Raw genomic sequence first — 16,007 nt, 5'->3', positions numbered from 1 at the left:
GGCGCAATCGGCGCGAGCGGCCGTCGCGGCGGCGGTCAGCGCCGGCGGAATGCCGCCCAGGCCGCCCAGGCGGCCAGGAGCAGGAACCAGGCCAGGCTCCAGGCGGGCATGGAAAGACCGAGGAACGACCAGTCCACGTCCGCGCACTCGCCCGAGCCGGTCATCACCTTCTGGATCACCCCGGTGACCGGAAGCATCTCCATCATGTAGTCGAGCCCGGGCCCGCAGGCCGGCACCTGGTCGGCCGGGAGCATCTGCAGCCGGACGTGGTTGCCGGCGACAGCAATGCCCGTCAGCGCCGCGGCGAGCGCGAGCACGCCCCAGGCGATCCGCCCTGCCCGGCCACGCGGCGCGTGCAGCGCCCCGAGCAGGAACACCACGCCCAGCGCGGCGAAGGCCACGCGCTGGAAGATACACAGCGGGCACGGCTCCAGCCCCCACTGGAACTGGCTGAACAGCGCGAACCCGATCAGGCCGGCGCAGGCGAGGAAACCCAGCAGGAAGCTGGTGCGGAAGGTGGGACCGGCATGCGTGTTCATGGGCGGCAACATTACGGGGTGTCGCGGCCCGTGCCTAGCGCCGGATCACCCCGGCCCGCGGGCTGGGCCGCCAAAAAAGAAACCCCGGCCGGGGCCGGGGTCTCGGGTCATCGCCGTGGCGATCGCCGCAAAGCGTGCCGCTTACTCGGCAGCCGCTTCCGGGCGGTCGACCAGCTCGACGTACGCCATCGGCGCATTGTCGCCGGCGCGGAACCCGCACTTGAGGATGCGCAGGTAGCCGCCCGGGCGCTGCGCGTAGCGCGGGCCGAGCTCGACGAACAGCGTGCCGACGGCTTCCTTGTCGCGCAGGCGCGAGAAGGCGAGCCGGCGGTTGGCGACGCCGTCGTTCTTGGCCAGGGTGATCAGCGGCTCCGCGACGCGGCGCAGCTCCTTGGCCTTGGGCAGGGTGGTACGGATTGCTCCGTGCTTGATGAGGGAGGCAGCCATGTTGCTGAACATCGCATCGCGATGGGCGCTGGTGCGGCTGAACTTCCGTCCGGCTTTCTGGTGGCGCATGGTCGTGGTTCCTGGTTAGCCCATCATGCCGTGCGTGGCAATACCGGCGGGCGGCCAATTCTCAAGCTTCATGCCGAGGGACAGGCCGCGCTGTGCCAGCACTTCCTTGATCTCGGTGAGCGACTTCTTGCCGAGGTTCGGGGTCTTCAGCAGCTCGACCTCGGTCTTCTGGATCAGGTCGCCGACGTAGTAGATGCTCTCGGCCTTGAGGCAATTGGCCGAGCGCACGGTCAGCTCCAGATCGTCGATCGGACGCAGCAGGATCGGATCGACGCCGGCGCTGGCCTGCTTGGCCGGGCCGCGCTCACGCTGGGTGAAGTCGCCGAACACCGACAGCTGGTCGGTGAGGATGTCGGCGGCGGTGCGCACGGCCTCCTCGCAGTCGATGGTGCCGTTGGTCTCGATGTCGAGGATCAGCTTGTCCAGGTCGGTCCGCTGCTCGACGCGCGCGGCCTCGACCGAGTACGCGACCCGGCGGATCGGGCTGAAGCTGGCATCCAGCATCAGGCGGCCGATGGCGCGGGTCTCCTCGTCGGGACGCACGCGGGCGGCGGCCGGCTGGTAGCCGAAACCGTGCTCCACCTTCATGCGCATTTCCAGCGAGGTGTCCTTGGTGAGGTGCGCGATCACGTGGTCGGGGTTGATCACCTCGACGTTGTGGTCGGTCTTGATGTCACCGGCGGTGACCGTGCCCGGGCCCTGCTTGCTCAGGGTCACGGTGGCCGACTCGCCGCTGTGCAGGCGCACGGCCACGTCCTTGAGGTTGAGCAGCACCTCGAGCACGTCTTCCTGCAGGCCCTCGACCGTGGTGTACTCGTGCAGCACGCCGTCGATCTCGACCTCGGTGATCGCGAAGCCGGGGATCGAGGACAGCAGCACCCGGCGCAGGGCATTGCCGAGGGTGTGGCCGTAGCCGCGCTCCAGCGGCTCGATCACGACCTTGCCCCGGTTGCCGTTGAGGCGCTCGATCTGGGGACCGCGGGGACGCAGTACCTGGTTGGCGGTAACCGTCATGTTGGGGGGTCTCCTGTGGGTCCGTGGCCGGTGGTGGCCACGGGCCCGCGAACGGGTGGATTACTTCGAGTACAGCTCGATGATCAACGCTTCGTTGATGTCGGCAGGCAGGTCGGCCCGGTCGGGGACCGCCTTGAACACGCCGGCGAACTTCTTCGAGTCAACCTCAACCCACGAAGGCGACAGGTCCATCTGCTGCGCGACGGTCATCGACTCCTGCACGCGCAGCTGCTTCTGGGCCTTCTCCGACAGCGCGATCGCATCGCCCGCCTTGACCTGGTAGGACGGCAGGTTGACCGGCTGGCCGTTGACGGTGACGCCACGGTGGCTGACCAGCTGGCGCGCGGCCGGCCGGGTCACCGCGAAGCCCATGCGGTAGACGACGTTGTCGAGGCGGGTCTCCAGCAGCTGCAGGAGGATCTCGCCGGTGTTGCCGCGCTTGGCGGCCGCCTTCTTGTAGTAATTGCGGAACTGGCGCTCCAGCAGGCCGTAGATGCGCTTGACCTTCTGCTTCTCACGCAGCTGGTTGGCGTAGTCGGACAGCTTGCCACGGCGGGCCGTCGGGCCGTGCTGGCCGGGCTTCTGCTCCAGCTTGCACTTGGAGTCGAGGGCACGGGCCGGCGACTTCAGGCCGAGGTCGGCGCCTTCGCGACGGGAGAGCTTGCACTTGGGACCAATGTAACGAGCCATGGTTGTTCAGCTCCTCAGACGCGACGCTTCTTCGGCGGACGGCACCCGTTGTGCGGGATCGGCGTCACGTCGATGATGTTGGTGATCTTGTAGCCGACGTTGTTCAGCGAACGAACGGCGGACTCCCGACCCGGACCCGGGCCCTTGATGTGCACTTCCAGCGACTTCACGCCGTAGTCGAGCGCGGCACGGCCGGCCTTCTCGGCGGCGACCTGGGCAGCGAACGGGGTCGACTTGCGCGAGCCGCGGAAGCCGGCACCACCGGAGGTGGCCCAGCTCAGGGCGTTGCCCTGGCGGTCGGTGATCGTGATGATGGTGTTGTTGAACGAAGCGTGGACGTGCGCGATGCCGTCGGTGACGACGCGCTTGATCTTCTTCTTCGTCTTGGTGGCGGTTGGCTTGGCCATCGTGCTGCCCCCTTACTTGCGAATCGGCTTGCGCGGACCCTTCCGGGTACGTGCGTTGGTCTTGGTCCGCTGGCCACGCAGCGGCAGGCCGCGACGGTGGCGCAGGCCGCGATAGCCGCCCAGGTCCATCAGGCGCTTGATCGACATGCCGATCTCGCGGCGCAGGTCGCCCTCGACCACGAACTTGCCGACCTCGGCGCGCAGCGCCTCGACTTCCGGCTCGGACAGGTCGCGGATCTTGGTCGACGAGTCGACGCCGGCCGATTCGCAGATCTTCTTGGAACGGGTACGGCCGATGCCGTAGATGCTTTGCAGCCCGACCCAGACGTGCTTCTGGGCAGGCAGGTTGACGCCCGCAATACGCGCCATAACGCGATCTCCAACTGGTTGGCGTGCCGGGGCCTGACAACCCGGCTCAAAGATGAGCACTCGAAAGAGTGAATCAGCAATTGTAGCAATGTCCCGGATGTCATAGGAAGCCCGGCCACCCGCGGTGGCTGAACCCCGGCATGGGGAGTGTGCCCATGCTCCGGCGACGGATCCCGACTGCCTGGAACCCCGGCGGTGTCAGCCGCCCTGGCTCCGGCGCCGCGCGCTACTCTGGCGCGCGGGCAGGCCGTGGATCCACCCGCGCGCGGGACGTCGCGCGGGTCGCCCTCTGGTGACCGCGGCGAGGAGGCCGCGGTCCTGAAGACTGGTTGTCAGCGGCGGCCCGTGCCGCCACGCGAACCCTTGAGGTTCGCCTTCTTCAACAGGCTCTCGTACTGGTGCGACATCAGGTGGGCCTGGATCTGGGAGATGAAGTCCATCACCACCACCACCGTGATCAGCAGCGACGTGCCGCCGAAGTAGAACGAGGTGCCCATCTCGGCCCGCATGAACTCGGGCAGCAGGCAGACCGCGACCAGGTAGGCCGCACCCGCCGCCGTCAGCCGGGTCAGGACCCCGTCGACGTAGTTGGCGGTGGCCTTGCCGGGACGGATCCCCGGGATCAGGGCACCCGACTTCTTGAGGTTGTCGGCGGTTTCCTGCGAGTTGAAGACCAGGGCCGTATAGAAGAACGTGAACCCGGCGATCATCCCGCCATACAGCAGCATGTGCAGCGGCTCGCCCGGGTTCAGCCACTGGCTGAGCTGCAGCATGAAGCCCGAGGAGCTGCCCTGCCCGAACCAAGCCGCCGCGGTCGCCGGGAACATGACGATCGAGGAGGCGAAGATCGGCGGGATCACGCCCGACATGTTGAGCTTGAGCGGCAGGAACGAGGACTGGTTCTGGTACGCGTTGCGGCCGCCCTGGCGCCGCGCGTAGTTGACCGTGATCCTTCGCTGCCCGCGCTCGACGAACACGACGAAGTAGGTCACCGCGGCCACCAGCACCACGATGCCGATCGCCATCAGGGTGCTCATCTCGCCATTGCGGACCTGCTCGAACATGCCGATCACCGCGGACGGCAGCCCGGCGACGATGCCGGCGAAGATGATGAGCGACACGCCGTTGCCGATCCCGCGCTCGGTGACCTGCTCGCCCAGCCACATCAGGAACATCGTGCCGGCGGTCAACGCGATCACCGCGGTCATCACGAAGCCCGGGCCCGGGTTGTAAACCACCGACAGGCCCTGGCTGGCGCCGCCGGCCTGCAGCGCGGTGGCGATGCCCCAGGCCTGGAACACCGCCAGCGGGATGGCGCCCAGGCGCGACCACTGGTTGATCTTCCGGCGGCCGGACTCGCCCTCCTTCTGGATCGCCTTCAGGCTGGGCACGATCTGCACCAGCAGCTGCATGATGATCGAGGACGAGATGTACGGCATCACGTTCAGCGCGAAAAGGCTGAAGCGCTCCAGCGCACCACCGGAGAACATGTTGAACATGTCCACGATGGTGCCCTGCTGGCTTTCCATCAGGCGCAGCATCGCGTCCGGGTTCACCCCGGGGACCGGGATGTAGGAGCCGATCCGGTACACCAGCAGTGCGCCGACGACGAACAGCAGGCGCTGGCGGAGCTCGGTGAACTTCCCGAGCCCGCCCGCCATGCCGGCCATTGCGTTGCCGCTTCGCGCCATGCCCGGCTTACTCCCCGACCTTGCCGCCGGCCTTTTCGATGGCCGCCTTGGCGCCGGCAGTAGCCAGCAGACCCTTCAGGGTGAAGGCCTTGGTCAGCTCGCCCTTGGCGATGACCTTGGCCTGCTTCGCGGTGGACGGCACCAGGCCGGCCGCGCGCAGCGCGGCGAAATCGACCTCGCCGGCCTCCAGCAGCTCCAGCTGGTACAGCTTGACCTCGGCGGTGTCGCCCGCGGTGCGGCTGCGGAAACCGATCTTCGGCAGGCGCATGTGCATGGGCATCTGGCCGCCTTCGAAGCCGGCCTTGATCTTGCCCTTGCCCGAACGGGCGAAGGAGCCCTTGTGGCCGCGGCCCGCGGTCTTGCCCAGGCCGGAGCCGATGCCGCGGCCGACGCGCTTGCGCTCGGTGCGTGCGCCCTCGGCGGGCGAAAGAGTGTTCAGACGCATGGTTGCTTACTCCTCGACCCGGACCAGGTAGTGGACCTTGTTGATAAGGCCGCGGACCTGCGGGCTGTCCTTCAGTTCACGCACGTCGTTGAGCTTGTTCAGGCCCAGCGCGCGCACCGACAGCCGGTGCTTGGCCTGGCTGCCGCGCAGGCCCTTGACCAGCCGCACCTTCACGGTGCCGTTGTTCTCGGTCTTAGCCATTGATCAGTTCCTCGACCTTCTTGCCACGCTTGGCCGCGATGCGCGACGGGGAGTGCATCTCCGTCAGGCCACGCAGGGTGGCGCGCACCAGGTTGATCGGGTTGCGCGAGCCGACGGCCTTTGCCAGCACGTCGCGCACGCCCACCGCCTCGAGCACGGCGCGCATGGCACCGCCGGCGATCACGCCGGTACCCTCGGAGGCCGGCTGCATGTACACGCGCGCCGCGCCGTGGCCGGACTTCACCGAGTGCCACAGGGTGCCGCCGTTGAGGTCGACGGTGTTCATGTTCTTGCGGGCCTGCTCCATCGACTTCTGGATGGCGACCGGCACCTCGCGTGCCTTGCCGTAGCCGAAGCCGACCTTGCCGTTGCCGTCGCCCACCACCGTCAGCGCGGTGAAGGTGAACTGGCGACCACCCTTGACGGTCTTGCTGACGCGGTTGACCGAGATCAGCTTCTCGATCATCCCGTCGTCGATTTCCTCGCGGTTGCCGCGGCCCCGCGAATCGCGTTCGTTAGCCATGGTTGCTTTACCTTCCGGTTTCTTACGGCCGCTGGCCGCTTATCGTTGTGTGCTGCTTGGGATCAGAACTGCAGGCCACCCTCGCGGGCGGCATCGGCCAGCGCCTTGACGCGGCCGTGGTAACGGTAGCCGGAGCGGTCGAAGGCAACCTGCTCCACGCCGGCGGCCTTCGCCTTCTCGGCGATTGCCTTGCCCACGCGGGCGGCGGCTTCGATGTTGGTGCGGCTCTTCAGGCCCTCGGCCACGTCGGACTGGGTGGTCGAGGCGGCGGCCAGGACCTTCGAGCCGTCGGCGGTGAAGACCTGGGCGTACAGGTGCTGGCCGGTGCGCAGCACCGACAGGCGCGGCACGCCGAGCTCGCGGATGCGGGCACGGGTGGCCTTGGCGCGGCGCAGGCGGGCGATGTTCTTGTTCATGGTCTTGTCGTCTCCAGAAGCCGAAGGCGCGGTTACGCCTTCTTTGCTTCCTTGCGGATGATGGTTTCGTCGGAGTACTTCACGCCCTTGCCCTTGTAGGGCTCCGGCGGACGGAAACCACGGATCTTGGCCGCGACCTGGCCGACCAGCTGCTTGTCGGCGCCCTGCACCACCACCTCGGTCTGGGTCGGGGTGGCGACGGTGATCCCCTCGGGGACCGGGAACAGGATCGGGTGCGAATAGCCCAGCTGCAGGTTCAGGTCACGACCCTGCATGGAGGCGCGGTAGCCGACGCCGACCAGCTCGAGCTTCCGCTCGAACCCGGTGGAAACGCCGTGCACCATGTTGGCGACGATCGAGCGCAGGGTGCCGTTGAGCGGAACCTTGCCCGGATCCTCGGTCGACAGCACGGCCTGGCCATCCTCGATGGAGACCTTGATGTCGTCCGGCATGGCGGTCGACAGGGTGCCCTTGGGCCCCTTCACGGTGGCGGTGCCGTCCTGGACGGTCAGCTCGACGCCCTTCGGCAGGGCGATGGGCTTCTTGGCAACTCGGGACATTTCGTAATCTCCTCGGTCAGGCCACGAAGCACAGGACTTCACCGCCGACGCCCTGCTCGCGCGCCTGCGCATCGGTCATGATGCCCTTGGAGGTGGAGATGATGGCGATGCCCAGCCCGCCCATGACCTTCGGGAGGTCGTTCTTGCCGCGGTACTGGCGCAGGCTCGAGCGCGAGTAGCGGTGCAGCTGCTCGATCACCGGCTTGCCTTCGTAATACTTGAGCTCGACCTCGAGCTCCTTCTTGCCCGGACCGGTTTCGGTCACCCGGGAGCCGAGGATGTAGCCCTCGTCTTCCAGGACCTTCGCGATCGAGACCTTCATCTTGGATGACGGCATCTTTACCGTCGGCTTGCCGACCGCGGCCGCATTCCGGATGCGGACGAACATGTCGGCAATGGGATCAGTCATGCTCATGCGTGAGTACCTATGAGTGCACCGATATCCGCTGCTGCGAATTCAGTTGTTGGGCCGGCAGCGGGAGCCGACGGCGAGGCGAGCCGGCAAGTCTAGCAGACCGCCGGCCCTTGTTGCCAGTTTGTGAAGCCGTTTACCAGCTGGCCTTGCGCAGGCCCGGAACGTCGCCGTTCATGGTGGCCTTGCGCAGCATGTTGCGGCCCAGGTTGAACTTCTGGTAGACGCCGCGCGGACGCCCGGTCAGGGCGCAGCGGGTGGTCTGGCGCGACGGCGAGGAGTCGCGGGGCAGCTTCTGCAGCTTGATCGCAGCCTCTTCCTTCTCCTCGTACGAGGCGGTCGGGCTGGAGATGATCTTCTTCAGCTCCGCACGGCGCTCGGCGTACTTGGCGGCCAGCTTGGCCCGCTTCAGCTCGCGGTTGACCATCGAGATCTTGGCCATCTATCTGTCCTCGGGTATCAGTTGCGGAACGGGAAGCGGAACGCTTCCAGGAGGGCGCGCGCCTCGGCGTCGGTCTTCGCGGTCGTGGTGATCGCGATGTCCATGCCACGAACGGCGTCGACCTGGTCGAAATCGATCTCCGGGAAGATGATCTGTTCCTTCACGCCCATGTTGTAGTTGCCGCGGCCGTCGAAGGCCTTGCCCGACACGCCGCGGAAGTCGCGCACGCGCGGCAGGGCGACGTTGACCAGGCGGTCCAGGAACTCGAACATCCGCGTGCGGCGCAGCGTCACCTTGCAGCCGATCGGCCAGCCGTCGCGGATCTTGAACGAGGCGACGGAGACGCGGCTCTTGGTCACCACCGGCTGCTGGCCGGTGATCTTGGCCATGTCGGCGACGGCGTTTTCCAGGACCTTCTTGTTGGTGGCGGCCTCACCCACACCCATGTTCAGGGTGATCTTGGTGATGCGCGGCACCTCCATCGGGTTCTTGTAGCCGAACTTCGCGGTCAGCGCGGGAACGACTTCTTCCTTGTAGAACTTTTCGAGCCGGGTGGTCATCTGTGCATTCCTCAGGCGTCGACCGCCTCACCGCTGGAGCGGAACACACGCAGTTTGCGTCCATCCTCCAGCACCTTGAATCCGATGCGCTCGCCCTTGCCGGTGGCCGGGTTGAACAGCATCACGTTGGAAACGTGGATCGGCGCCTCGCGCTCGACCACTCCGCCAGCCACGCCGGCCTGCGGGTTCGGCTTGGTATGGCGCTTGACGATGTTGACGTTCGAGACGACCACCTTGTCGCCCATCACGCGGATCACGTCGCCCTTCTTGCCCTTGTCCTTGCCGGCGGTGACGACGACCTGGTCGCCCTTCTTGATTCGGTTCATGTCGGTTCCTCCGCCGCTCAGAGCACTTCGGGTGCGAGCGAGACGATCTTCATGAACTTCTCGGAGCGCAGCTCGCGGGTCACTGGCCCGAAGATGCGGGTGCCGATGGGCTCATGCTTGTTGTTGAGCAGCACGGCGGCGTTGCCGTCGAAGCGGATCAGCGAGCCGTCGGGACGGCGCACGCCCTTGCGGGTACGCACCACCACGGCGTCGTACACGTCGCCCTTCTTCACCTTGCCGCGGGGGATCGCATCCTTCACGGTGACCTTGATGATGTCGCCGATCGCGGCGTACCGGCGCTTGGAGCCGCCGAGCACCTTGATGCACATCACTTCCTTGGCACCGGAGTTGTCGGCCACGTCGAGGTAGCTCTGCATCTGGATCATGATTGAGCCTCCTCTTACTCGGCCGCGCGGCTGACGATCTCAACCACGCTCCAGTTCTTGGTCTTGGACATCGGGGCGACTTCCTTCACGCGGACGACGTCGCCCTCGTTGCAGGAGTTGTCGGCGTCATGGGCGTGGAGCTTGGTCGAGCGGCGGATGTACTTGCCGTACAGCGCGTGCTTGACCTGGCGTTCCACCAGCACGGTCACGGTCTTGTCCATCTTGTTGCTGACCACGCGTCCTTCGACCGTGCGCAGCGCCTTCTCTGTATTGTTGTCGGTCATGGCGTGATCCTTACTTCTTCTCGCCCAGGAGCGTGTTCGCCCGGGCGATCTCGCGGCGCACTCGGCGCGCCTCGTGGGTCTTGGCCAGCTGGCCGGTGGCCTGCTGCATGCGCAGGGCGAACTGCTCCTTGTGCAGCTCGACCAGGTGGGCCTGCAGCTCTTCGGCCGACTTTTCACGCATCTGCTTGAGGTCCATCAGCGCACCGTCCGGGTCACGAATTGGGTGGTGACCGAGAGCTTGGCGGCGGCCAGGCGGAAGGCCTCGCGGGCCACCTCCTCGCTGACGCCCTCGATCTCGTAGATCATGCGGCCGGGCTGGATCTGCGCGACCCAGTACTCGACGTTGCCCTTGCCCTTGCCCATGCGGACCTCGATGGGCTTCTTGGTGACGGGCTTGTCGGGGAACACGCGGATCCACATCTTCCCGCCACGCTTGACGTAGCGGCTGATGGACCGGCGGCCGGCCTCGATCTGCCGGGCGGTGATCTGCCCGTGCACGTTGGCCTTCAGGCCGAACTCGCCGAAGCTGACGGCGTTGCCGCTCCAGGCCAGGCCGTCATTGCGGCCCTTGTGCATCTTGCGATACTTGGTTCGCTTTGGTTGCAACATGGTCGGTTACCTCGATTCACGCGGCTGGCGCTCGCGGCGCTCGCGCCGCTCGCCACGATCGCCACGCGGGCTGTCGTCCTGCTTCTCCTGGCCGACCTGGGAGAAATCGAAGATCTCGCCCTTGTACACCCAGGCCTTGATGCCGATGATCCCGTACGTCGTGCGGGCCTCGGCGAAGCCGTAGTCGATGTCTGCGCGGAGGGTATGCAGCGGCACGCGGCCTTCGCGGTACCACTCCGAGCGCGCGATCTCGGCGCCGTTGAGGCGGCCGGACACGTGGACCTTGATGCCCAGCGCGCCCAGGCGCATCGCGTTGCCGACCGCGCGCTTCATCGCGCGGCGGAACATGATGCGGCGCTCGAGCTGCTGCGCGATCGACTCGGCGACCAGCTGCGCGTCGAGCTCGGGCTTGCGGACCTCGGTCACGTTGATGTGCGCCGGGACGCCCATCATCTTGCTGACCTGCTGGCGCAGCTTCTCGATGTCCTCGCCGCGCTTGCCGATCACCACGCCCGGGCGGGCGGTGTGGATCGTCACGCGGGCGTTGTTCGCCGGGCGCTCGATGAAGATCTTCGACACGCCGGCCTGCGCCAGCTTCTTGCGAAGCATGTCGCGGACCTTCAGGTCGGCAACCAGGTACTCGCCGTACTGCTTCTTGCCGGCGTACCACTTGGAATTCCAGTCCTTGGAGATCCCCAGGCGAATGCCGGTCGGATGAACTTTATGACCCATAGTCTGACTCCGCCTTTACTTGCCCGCGCCCACGACCACGGTGATGTGGCTGGTGCGCTTGAGGATCCGGGTGCCGCGGCCCTTGGCACGGGCCATGAAACGCTTCAGCGTCGGGCCCTCGTCCACCATGATGGTGGTGACCTTGAGCTCGTCGATGTCGGCGCCCTGGTTGTTCTCCGCGTTGGCGATGGCCGACTCGACGACCTTGCGGATCAGCGCGGCGGCCTTCTTGTCGGAGAACTTGAGCAGGTTCACGGCGCGCTCGGCAGTCAGGCCGCGGACCTGGTCCGCGACCAGGCGCGCCTTCTGCGGCGAGATGCGCGCACTGCGCAGGATGGCTTTCGCCTCGTTGGTGCTGGACATGGTGGCCATCTCCTTAGCGGCTCTTCTTGTCGGCCACGTGACCCTTGAAGGTGCGGGTCAGGGCGAACTCGCCGAGCTTGTGGCCAACCATGTTCTCGTTGACCAGCACGGGGATGTGGTTGCGGCCGTTGTGCACGGCGATGGTGTAGCCAACCATCTCCGGCAGCACCATCGAGCGGCGGGACCAGGTCTTGATCGGCTTCTTGTTGTTGGCCGCCGCTTCCACCTTCTTGAGCAGGTGGTGGTCGACGAACGGGCCCTTCTTGAGTGAACGTGCCATGGCCGTTTAGCTCCTGCGGTCGCGCACGATGAAGTGCTGCGTACGCTTGTTGTGGCGGGTCTTGTAACCCTTGGTCGGGACGCCCCACGGGGTAACCGGGTGCGGGTTGCCCTGCCCGGCCTTGCCCTCACCACCGCCGTGCGGGTGGTCCACCGGGTTCATGGCGGCGCCGCGGACGGTCGGCTTGATGCCGCGCCAGCGCTTGGCACCGGCCTTGCCCAGCTTCTGCAGGTTGTGCTCGACGTTGCCGACCTCGCCGATGGTCGCGCGGCACTCGGCCGGGACGCGGCGCATCTCGCCCGAGCGCAGGCGCAGGGTGGCGTAGCCCTGGTCGCGGGCGACCAGCTGCACGCCGGCGCCGGCGGCGCGGGCCAGCTGGGCACCCTTGCCCGGCTTCATCTCGATGCAGTGCACGGTGGAGCCGACCGGGATGTTGGTCAGCGGCAGCGTGTTGCCGGTGCGGATGGGCGCATCGCGGCCGGCGATCACCTGGTCACCGGTCTTCAGCCCCTTGGGGGCGATGATGTAGCGACGCTCGCCGTCGACGTACACCAGCAGCGCGATGTGGGCGGTGCGGTTCGGGTCGTACTCGATCCGCTCCACGCGGGCGGGGATGCCCTCCTTGTTGCGCTTGAAGTCGATGATGCGGTAGTGCTGCTTGTGGCCGCCACCGATGTGCCGGGTGGTGATCCGGCCATGGTGGTTGCGGCCGCCGGTCTTGGTCTTCTTCTCGACCAGGGCGGCGTGCGGGGCACCCTTGTGCAGGTCCGGATGGACCACGCGGACCGCGTTGCGGCGGCCGGGGGTGGTGGGCTTGAAAGTCATCAAAGGCATGGATCGATCCTCAGGCCGTGGCCATCACGTCGATCGACTGGCCATCGGCCAGCGTCACGTACGCCTTGCGCCAGTCGGGACGACGGCCCATGCGGAAACGGAAGGCCTTGGACTTGCCCTTCACGTTCACCACGTTGACCGCCTCGACCTTGACGTCGAAGACCTTCTCGACGGCGGCCTTGATGTCGGCCTTGGTCGCGGTCGTCGCCACTTCGAAGACGTATTGGTTGGAGACTTCCTGCAGGCGCGCGGTCTTCTCGGACACGCGCGGCGCACGGATCACGTTGTAGAGCTTGGCGTCGTTCATGCCAGCCACTCCTCGATCTTCTTGACCGCATCGGCGGTGATCACCACCGAGTCGGCGCCGACCAGCGACACCGGGTCCAGGCCCTGGACGTCACGGACCTCGACGTAGGGCAGGTTGCGGGCCGACAGGTACAGGTTTTCGGACGCGTCCTCGGTCACCAGCAGCGGGCGGCGCCCGCAGCCGAGCTCCTTCAGGCGCGCGACCATGGCGGAGGTCTTGGGCGCGTCGGCGTCCAGGCTCTCGACCACGGTCAGGCGGCCCTGGCGGTTGAGCTCGGACAGGATCGCCGAGACCGCGGCGCGGTACATCTTGCGGTTGACCTTCTGCTCGAAGCTGCGCGGCTTGGCCGCGAAGGTCACGCCACCGCCGGTGAAGATCGGGGCGGTCAGCGCGCCGTGGCGGGCGCCACCACCCTTCTGCTTCTTGGACTTCTTGGTGGTGCCGGCGACTTCCGAGCGGGTCTTCTGCGCCTTGGTGCCGGCACGGCCGGCATTGCGGTAGGCGACCACGACCTGGTGGACCAGGTCCTGGTTGAACTCGCGCCCGAAGATCTCTTCGGAGACCGACACGGTCTTGCTGCTGTTGTTGATGGCCAGTTCCATCGTCATGCTCCCTTGCTCGTCGGGCGGACGATCACGTCGCCACCCGGCGCACCCGGCACTGCGCCGCGGACGGCGATCAGGCCGCGCTCGGCGTCGACCTTCACGATCTCCAGGCCCTGGGTGCTCTGGCGGACGGCACCCATGTGGCCCGCCATCTTCTTGCCCGGGAACACGCGGCCCGGCGTCTGGCGCTGGCCCAGCGAACCCGGCGAACGGTGCGACAGCGAGTTGCCGTGCGTCGCGTCGCCCATGGTGAAGTTCCAGCGCTTGATCGTGCCCTGGAAGCCCTTGCCCTTGGTCACGCCCTGGACGTCGACCTTCTGGCCGACCTCGAAGATGTCGGCGCGGATCTCGCCGCCCAGCTCGAAGTCGCCGACCTTGCCGTCGTCGACGCGGAACTCCCACAGCCCACGGCCGGCCTCGACCTTGGCCTTGGCCAGGTGCCCGGCCTGCGGCTTGTTGAGCAGCGAGGCGCGGCGCACGCCGGCGGTCACCTGGACCGCGGAGTAGCCGTCGGTCTCGACGGTCTTGATCTGGGTGATGCGGTTGGGGGTCGCCTCGATCAGCGTCACCGGGATGGACTTGCCGTCCTCGGTGAAGTACCGGCTCATGCCGGCCTTGCGGCCGACGATGCCCAACGAGTGCTTCTTCGTCGTCATGGCCCGGGCCCTCAGGTCAGCTTGATCTGGACGTCGACGCCAGCCGCGAGTTCGAGCTTCATGAGCGCGTCCACGGTCTTGTCGTTGGGGTCGACGATGTCGAGCACGCGCTTGTGCGTGCGGGTCTCGTACTGGTCACGCGCGTCCTTGTCGACGTGCGGGGAGACGAGGATGGTGTAGCGCTCGATCTTGGTCGGCAGCGGGATCGGGCCGCGCACCTGCGCGCCGGTCCTCTTGGCCGTTTCGACGATCTCGCTGGCCGAGCGGTCGATCAGACGGTGATCGTACGCCTTGAGCCGAATCCGGATCTTCTGGTCCGCCATGACGGTATTCCCTGGTTAAAGAGCGACGGGTACGGCGGCGTCATGCGCCGGACCCCGGTGGTCCGCGGCCCCTCGCGGGGCCACATGTGTACTGCAAAAACTAAGGCAGGCCGGTTGTTGCCGGCCCGCCCCAGACGGAAACGCGTGAACGCATGCGCCGGCCTCGTCCGGGAATCCCGGGCGGGCGACACCATGCGACCTGTCCCTGTCTGGCGAATACGAGGTGCGTCCTGCCCCTCATTTCGCTGGTGGCGGCAGGCGACGTGCGCCTGCCGCGGTGGTCGCGCATTCTAACGGGTTTCCGCCGGAATGCGCAACCGGGGTATTACTTGATGATCTTCGCCACCACGCCGGCGCCGACGGTGCGGCCACCCTCGCGGATCGCGAAGCGCAGGCCCTCGTCCATCGCGATCGGGTTGATCAGCTCGACGGCCATCTTCACGTTGTCGCCCGGCATCACCATCTCCACGCCCTCCGGCAGCGTCACCGCGCCGGTGATGTCGGTGGTGCGGAAGTAGAACTGCGGACGGTAGCCCTTGAAGAACGGGGTGTGGCGGCCGCCCTCGTCCTTGCTCAGCACGTACACCTCGGCCTCGAACTGGGTGTGCGGGGTGATCGAACCGGGCTTGGCCAGCACCTGGCCGCGCTCCACGTCGTCACGCTTGGTGCCGCGCAGCAGCAGGCCCGCGTTGTCGCCCGCCTGGCCCTGGTCCAGCAGCTTGCGGAACATCTCCACGCCGGTGACCGTGGTCTTGGTGGTCGGACGGATGCCGACGATCTCCACCTCGTCACCCACCTTGATGATCCCGCGCTCGATGCGGCCGGTCACAACGGTCCCGCGGCCGGAGATCGAGAACACGTCCTCGACCGGCATCAGGAAGGTCTTGTCGACGTCGCGCTCCGGGGTCGGGATCCACTCGTCGAGCGCGTCCACCAGCTTCATGATCGCCGGCACGCCGATGTCGCTCTGGTCGCCTTCCAGCGCCTTCAGCGCCGAGCCCTTGATGATCGGGGTGTCGTCGCCCGGGAACTCGTACTTGGACAGAAGCTCGCGCACTTCCATCTCCACCAGCTCCAGCAGCTCCTCGTCGTCGACCATGTCGGCCTTGTTGAGGAACACCACGATGTACGGGACACCGACCTGGCGCGCCAGCAGGATGTGCTCGCGCGTCTGCGGCATCGGGCCGTCCGCGGCCGAGCACACCAGGATCGCGCCGTCCATCTGTGCCGCACCGGTGATCATGTTCTTCACGTAGTCGGCGTGGCCCGGGCAGTCCACGTGCGCATAGTGGCGGGTCTCGGACTCGTACTCCACGTGCGAGGTCGAGATCGTGATGCCACGCGCCTTCTCTTCCGGCGCACGGTCGATCGCGTCGTAGGCGCTGAACTCGCCGCCGAAACGCTCCGCGCCCACCTTGGTCAGCGCCGCGGTCAGCGTGGTCTTGCCGTGGTCGACGTGACCGATGGTGCCCACGTTCACGTGCGGCTTGGTGCGCTCGAACTTACCCTTGGCCATG

At 66.9% G+C, this 16,007-nt stretch carries 29 protein-coding genes; all 29 read right to left on the bottom strand.

Annotation, left to right across the window (positions count from 1 at the left end; translation table 11 throughout):
* Nucleotides 1–35: 35 nt before the first annotated feature.
* Nucleotides 36–539, bottom strand: a complete 504-nt coding sequence (locus G545_RS0109335) for a disulfide bond formation protein B (protein ID WP_027070146.1) — start codon at nucleotides 537–539, stop codon at nucleotides 36–38.
* A gap of 141 nt (nucleotides 540–680) precedes the next feature.
* Nucleotides 681–1,055: a 50S ribosomal protein L17 gene (gene rplQ / locus G545_RS0109330; protein WP_027070145.1), complete on the bottom strand. Its 375-nt coding sequence runs from the start codon at nucleotides 1,053–1,055 to the stop codon at nucleotides 681–683.
* Between the two features lie 15 nt (nucleotides 1,056–1,070).
* A complete protein-coding gene (locus G545_RS0109325) occupies nucleotides 1,071–2,069 on the bottom strand; it encodes a DNA-directed RNA polymerase subunit alpha (protein ID WP_027070144.1) in 999 nt (332 codons plus the stop codon).
* A gap of 60 nt (nucleotides 2,070–2,129) precedes the next feature.
* Complete coding sequence (gene rpsD, locus G545_RS0109320; RefSeq protein WP_027070143.1) at nucleotides 2,130–2,759, bottom strand: 30S ribosomal protein S4; 630 nt, start codon at nucleotides 2,757–2,759, stop codon at nucleotides 2,130–2,132.
* Nucleotides 2,760–2,773: 14 nt separating this feature from the next.
* A complete protein-coding gene (rpsK, locus tag G545_RS0109315; protein WP_027070142.1) occupies nucleotides 2,774–3,166 on the bottom strand; it encodes a 30S ribosomal protein S11 in 393 nt (130 codons plus the stop codon).
* 12 nt (nucleotides 3,167–3,178) lie between these two features.
* The gene (rpsM, locus tag G545_RS0109310) at nucleotides 3,179–3,535 is read right to left on the bottom strand and encodes a 30S ribosomal protein S13 (RefSeq protein ID WP_027070141.1); all 357 of its coding nucleotides are present in this window, start codon (nucleotides 3,533–3,535) and stop codon (nucleotides 3,179–3,181) included.
* 332 nt (nucleotides 3,536–3,867) lie between these two features.
* A complete protein-coding gene (secY, locus tag G545_RS0109305) occupies nucleotides 3,868–5,226 on the bottom strand; it encodes a preprotein translocase subunit SecY (protein ID WP_027070140.1) in 1,359 nt (452 codons plus the stop codon).
* 7 nt (nucleotides 5,227–5,233) lie between these two features.
* A complete protein-coding gene (gene rplO / locus G545_RS0109300) occupies nucleotides 5,234–5,671 on the bottom strand; it encodes a 50S ribosomal protein L15 (protein ID WP_027070139.1) in 438 nt (145 codons plus the stop codon).
* A 6-nt stretch (nucleotides 5,672–5,677) separates the two neighbouring features.
* Nucleotides 5,678–5,872 (bottom strand): 50S ribosomal protein L30, encoded by a 195-nt coding sequence (rpmD, locus tag G545_RS0109295; RefSeq protein ID WP_027070138.1) that lies wholly within the window; start codon nucleotides 5,870–5,872, stop codon nucleotides 5,678–5,680.
* Nucleotides 5,865–6,395, bottom strand: coding sequence for a 30S ribosomal protein S5 (rpsE, locus tag G545_RS0109290; protein ID WP_036136373.1), 531 nt, complete (start codon nucleotides 6,393–6,395; stop codon nucleotides 5,865–5,867). The genes rpmD and rpsE overlap by 8 nt, the downstream gene beginning before the upstream one ends.
* Before the next feature lie 62 nt (nucleotides 6,396–6,457).
* Nucleotides 6,458–6,811: a 50S ribosomal protein L18 gene (rplR, locus tag G545_RS0109285; protein WP_027070136.1), complete on the bottom strand. Its 354-nt coding sequence runs from the start codon at nucleotides 6,809–6,811 to the stop codon at nucleotides 6,458–6,460.
* Between the two features lie 32 nt (nucleotides 6,812–6,843).
* Entirely contained in the window at nucleotides 6,844–7,371 is a 528-nt protein-coding gene (gene rplF / locus G545_RS0109280) for a 50S ribosomal protein L6 (RefSeq protein ID WP_027070135.1), read from the bottom strand.
* Nucleotides 7,372–7,387: 16 nt separating this feature from the next.
* Nucleotides 7,388–7,786 (bottom strand): 30S ribosomal protein S8, encoded by a 399-nt coding sequence (gene rpsH, locus G545_RS0109275; protein WP_027070134.1) that lies wholly within the window; start codon nucleotides 7,784–7,786, stop codon nucleotides 7,388–7,390.
* A 133-nt stretch (nucleotides 7,787–7,919) separates the two neighbouring features.
* Nucleotides 7,920–8,225 (bottom strand): 30S ribosomal protein S14, encoded by a 306-nt coding sequence (rpsN, locus tag G545_RS0109270; RefSeq protein ID WP_027070133.1) that lies wholly within the window; start codon nucleotides 8,223–8,225, stop codon nucleotides 7,920–7,922.
* A gap of 17 nt (nucleotides 8,226–8,242) precedes the next feature.
* Complete coding sequence (rplE, locus tag G545_RS0109265) at nucleotides 8,243–8,785, bottom strand: 50S ribosomal protein L5 (protein WP_027070132.1); 543 nt, start codon at nucleotides 8,783–8,785, stop codon at nucleotides 8,243–8,245.
* An 11-nt stretch (nucleotides 8,786–8,796) separates the two neighbouring features.
* The gene (rplX, locus tag G545_RS0109260; RefSeq protein WP_027070131.1) at nucleotides 8,797–9,111 is read right to left on the bottom strand and encodes a 50S ribosomal protein L24; all 315 of its coding nucleotides are present in this window, start codon (nucleotides 9,109–9,111) and stop codon (nucleotides 8,797–8,799) included.
* A 17-nt stretch (nucleotides 9,112–9,128) separates the two neighbouring features.
* Complete coding sequence (rplN, locus tag G545_RS0109255; protein WP_027070130.1) at nucleotides 9,129–9,497, bottom strand: 50S ribosomal protein L14; 369 nt, start codon at nucleotides 9,495–9,497, stop codon at nucleotides 9,129–9,131.
* Nucleotides 9,498–9,511: 14 nt separating this feature from the next.
* On the bottom strand, nucleotides 9,512–9,781 hold the full coding sequence (gene rpsQ, locus G545_RS0109250) for a 30S ribosomal protein S17 (protein ID WP_027070129.1): 270 nt from the start codon (nucleotides 9,779–9,781) through the stop codon (nucleotides 9,512–9,514).
* Nucleotides 9,782–9,791: 10 nt separating this feature from the next.
* Nucleotides 9,792–9,977 (bottom strand): 50S ribosomal protein L29, encoded by a 186-nt coding sequence (gene rpmC, locus G545_RS0109245; protein WP_027070128.1) that lies wholly within the window; start codon nucleotides 9,975–9,977, stop codon nucleotides 9,792–9,794.
* Nucleotides 9,977–10,390 (bottom strand): 50S ribosomal protein L16, encoded by a 414-nt coding sequence (gene rplP, locus G545_RS0109240; RefSeq protein ID WP_027070127.1) that lies wholly within the window; start codon nucleotides 10,388–10,390, stop codon nucleotides 9,977–9,979. Before rplP ends, rpmC begins: the two co-directional genes overlap by 1 nt.
* 6 nt (nucleotides 10,391–10,396) lie before the next feature.
* On the bottom strand, nucleotides 10,397–11,122 hold the full coding sequence (gene rpsC / locus G545_RS0109235) for a 30S ribosomal protein S3 (RefSeq protein ID WP_027070126.1): 726 nt from the start codon (nucleotides 11,120–11,122) through the stop codon (nucleotides 10,397–10,399).
* Between the two features lie 15 nt (nucleotides 11,123–11,137).
* Nucleotides 11,138–11,485 (bottom strand): 50S ribosomal protein L22, encoded by a 348-nt coding sequence (rplV, locus tag G545_RS0109230; protein WP_027070125.1) that lies wholly within the window; start codon nucleotides 11,483–11,485, stop codon nucleotides 11,138–11,140.
* A 13-nt stretch (nucleotides 11,486–11,498) separates the two neighbouring features.
* The gene (rpsS, locus tag G545_RS0109225; protein WP_027070124.1) at nucleotides 11,499–11,765 is read right to left on the bottom strand and encodes a 30S ribosomal protein S19; all 267 of its coding nucleotides are present in this window, start codon (nucleotides 11,763–11,765) and stop codon (nucleotides 11,499–11,501) included.
* A gap of 6 nt (nucleotides 11,766–11,771) precedes the next feature.
* Nucleotides 11,772–12,599 carry a 50S ribosomal protein L2 gene (gene rplB / locus G545_RS0109220; RefSeq protein ID WP_027070123.1) on the bottom strand — a complete coding sequence of 276 codons (828 nt, stop codon included), beginning with the start codon at nucleotides 12,597–12,599 and terminating at the stop codon, nucleotides 11,772–11,774.
* 10 nt (nucleotides 12,600–12,609) lie between these two features.
* Nucleotides 12,610–12,906, bottom strand: a complete 297-nt coding sequence (gene rplW / locus G545_RS0109215; RefSeq protein ID WP_027070122.1) for a 50S ribosomal protein L23 — start codon at nucleotides 12,904–12,906, stop codon at nucleotides 12,610–12,612.
* Nucleotides 12,903–13,514: a 50S ribosomal protein L4 gene (rplD, locus tag G545_RS0109210; RefSeq protein WP_425477185.1), complete on the bottom strand. Its 612-nt coding sequence runs from the start codon at nucleotides 13,512–13,514 to the stop codon at nucleotides 12,903–12,905. Before rplD ends, rplW begins: the two co-directional genes overlap by 4 nt.
* On the bottom strand, nucleotides 13,511–14,167 hold the full coding sequence (gene rplC / locus G545_RS0109205; protein WP_027070120.1) for a 50S ribosomal protein L3: 657 nt from the start codon (nucleotides 14,165–14,167) through the stop codon (nucleotides 13,511–13,513). The genes rplD and rplC overlap by 4 nt, the downstream gene beginning before the upstream one ends.
* An 11-nt stretch (nucleotides 14,168–14,178) precedes the next feature.
* The gene (rpsJ, locus tag G545_RS0109200) at nucleotides 14,179–14,490 is read right to left on the bottom strand and encodes a 30S ribosomal protein S10 (RefSeq protein WP_027070119.1); all 312 of its coding nucleotides are present in this window, start codon (nucleotides 14,488–14,490) and stop codon (nucleotides 14,179–14,181) included.
* Nucleotides 14,491–14,815: 325 nt separating this feature from the next.
* On the bottom strand, nucleotides 14,816–16,006 hold the full coding sequence (gene tuf, locus G545_RS0109195) for an elongation factor Tu (RefSeq protein WP_027070118.1): 1,191 nt from the start codon (nucleotides 16,004–16,006) through the stop codon (nucleotides 14,816–14,818).
* Nucleotide 16,007: the final 1 nt, after the last annotated feature.

It is taken from the genome of Lysobacter defluvii IMMIB APB-9 = DSM 18482 (assembly GCF_000423325.1).
Lineage (GTDB): Bacteria > Pseudomonadota > Gammaproteobacteria > Xanthomonadales > Xanthomonadaceae > Novilysobacter > Novilysobacter defluvii.
This window is presented reverse-complemented; position numbering and strand designations above follow the sequence as displayed.

What these genes read in the sequence shown, in the direction of transcription:
- rpsQ (WP_027070129.1), bottom strand. Translation starts at nt 9,781, where the DNA reads ATGACCGACAACAATACAGAGAAGGCGCTGCGCACGGTCGAAGGACGC.
- secY (WP_027070140.1), bottom strand. Translation starts at nt 5,226, where the DNA reads ATGGCGCGAAGCGGCAACGCAATGGCCGGCATGGCGGGCGGGCTCGGG.
- rplD (WP_425477185.1), bottom strand. Translation starts at nt 13,514, where the DNA reads ATGACGATGGAACTGGCCATCAACAACAGCAGCAAGACCGTGTCGGTC.
- rplW (WP_027070122.1), bottom strand. Translation starts at nt 12,906, where the DNA reads ATGAACGACGCCAAGCTCTACAACGTGATCCGTGCGCCGCGCGTGTCC.
- rplO (WP_027070139.1), bottom strand. Translation starts at nt 5,671, where the DNA reads ATGCGTCTGAACACTCTTTCGCCCGCCGAGGGCGCACGCACCGAGCGC.
- rpsE (WP_036136373.1), bottom strand. Translation starts at nt 6,395, where the DNA reads ATGGCTAACGAACGCGATTCGCGGGGCCGCGGCAACCGCGAGGAAATC.
- rpsH (WP_027070134.1), bottom strand. Translation starts at nt 7,786, where the DNA reads ATGAGCATGACTGATCCCATTGCCGACATGTTCGTCCGCATCCGGAAT.
- rplQ (WP_027070145.1), bottom strand. Translation starts at nt 1,055, where the DNA reads ATGCGCCACCAGAAAGCCGGACGGAAGTTCAGCCGCACCAGCGCCCAT.
- rpsS (WP_027070124.1), bottom strand. Translation starts at nt 11,765, where the DNA reads ATGGCACGTTCACTCAAGAAGGGCCCGTTCGTCGACCACCACCTGCTC.
- rpsM (WP_027070141.1), bottom strand. Translation starts at nt 3,535, where the DNA reads ATGGCGCGTATTGCGGGCGTCAACCTGCCTGCCCAGAAGCACGTCTGG.
- rplE (WP_027070132.1), bottom strand. Translation starts at nt 8,785, where the DNA reads ATGACCACCCGGCTCGAAAAGTTCTACAAGGAAGAAGTCGTTCCCGCG.
- rpsC (WP_027070126.1), bottom strand. Translation starts at nt 11,122, where the DNA reads ATGGGTCATAAAGTTCATCCGACCGGCATTCGCCTGGGGATCTCCAAG.
- rpsD (WP_027070143.1), bottom strand. Translation starts at nt 2,759, where the DNA reads ATGGCTCGTTACATTGGTCCCAAGTGCAAGCTCTCCCGTCGCGAAGGC.
- rplC (WP_027070120.1), bottom strand. Translation starts at nt 14,167, where the DNA reads ATGACGACGAAGAAGCACTCGTTGGGCATCGTCGGCCGCAAGGCCGGC.
- rpmC (WP_027070128.1), bottom strand. Translation starts at nt 9,977, where the DNA reads ATGGACCTCAAGCAGATGCGTGAAAAGTCGGCCGAAGAGCTGCAGGCC.
- tuf (WP_027070118.1), bottom strand. Translation starts at nt 16,006, where the DNA reads ATGGCCAAGGGTAAGTTCGAGCGCACCAAGCCGCACGTGAACGTGGGC.
- G545_RS0109335 (WP_027070146.1), bottom strand. Translation starts at nt 539, where the DNA reads ATGAACACGCATGCCGGTCCCACCTTCCGCACCAGCTTCCTGCTGGGT.
- G545_RS0109325 (WP_027070144.1), bottom strand. Translation starts at nt 2,069, where the DNA reads ATGACGGTTACCGCCAACCAGGTACTGCGTCCCCGCGGTCCCCAGATC.
- rplX (WP_027070131.1), bottom strand. Translation starts at nt 9,111, where the DNA reads ATGAACCGAATCAAGAAGGGCGACCAGGTCGTCGTCACCGCCGGCAAG.
- rpsK (WP_027070142.1), bottom strand. Translation starts at nt 3,166, where the DNA reads ATGGCCAAGCCAACCGCCACCAAGACGAAGAAGAAGATCAAGCGCGTC.
- rpmD (WP_027070138.1), bottom strand. Translation starts at nt 5,872, where the DNA reads ATGGCTAAGACCGAGAACAACGGCACCGTGAAGGTGCGGCTGGTCAAG.
- rplF (WP_027070135.1), bottom strand. Translation starts at nt 7,371, where the DNA reads ATGTCCCGAGTTGCCAAGAAGCCCATCGCCCTGCCGAAGGGCGTCGAG.
- rplV (WP_027070125.1), bottom strand. Translation starts at nt 11,485, where the DNA reads ATGTCCAGCACCAACGAGGCGAAAGCCATCCTGCGCAGTGCGCGCATC.
- rplP (WP_027070127.1), bottom strand. Translation starts at nt 10,390, where the DNA reads ATGTTGCAACCAAAGCGAACCAAGTATCGCAAGATGCACAAGGGCCGC.
- rplR (WP_027070136.1), bottom strand. Translation starts at nt 6,811, where the DNA reads ATGAACAAGAACATCGCCCGCCTGCGCCGCGCCAAGGCCACCCGTGCC.
- rpsJ (WP_027070119.1), bottom strand. Translation starts at nt 14,490, where the DNA reads ATGGCGGACCAGAAGATCCGGATTCGGCTCAAGGCGTACGATCACCGT.
- rplN (WP_027070130.1), bottom strand. Translation starts at nt 9,497, where the DNA reads ATGATCCAGATGCAGAGCTACCTCGACGTGGCCGACAACTCCGGTGCC.
- rplB (WP_027070123.1), bottom strand. Translation starts at nt 12,599, where the DNA reads ATGCCTTTGATGACTTTCAAGCCCACCACCCCCGGCCGCCGCAACGCG.
- rpsN (WP_027070133.1), bottom strand. Translation starts at nt 8,225, where the DNA reads ATGGCCAAGATCTCGATGGTCAACCGCGAGCTGAAGCGGGCCAAGCTG.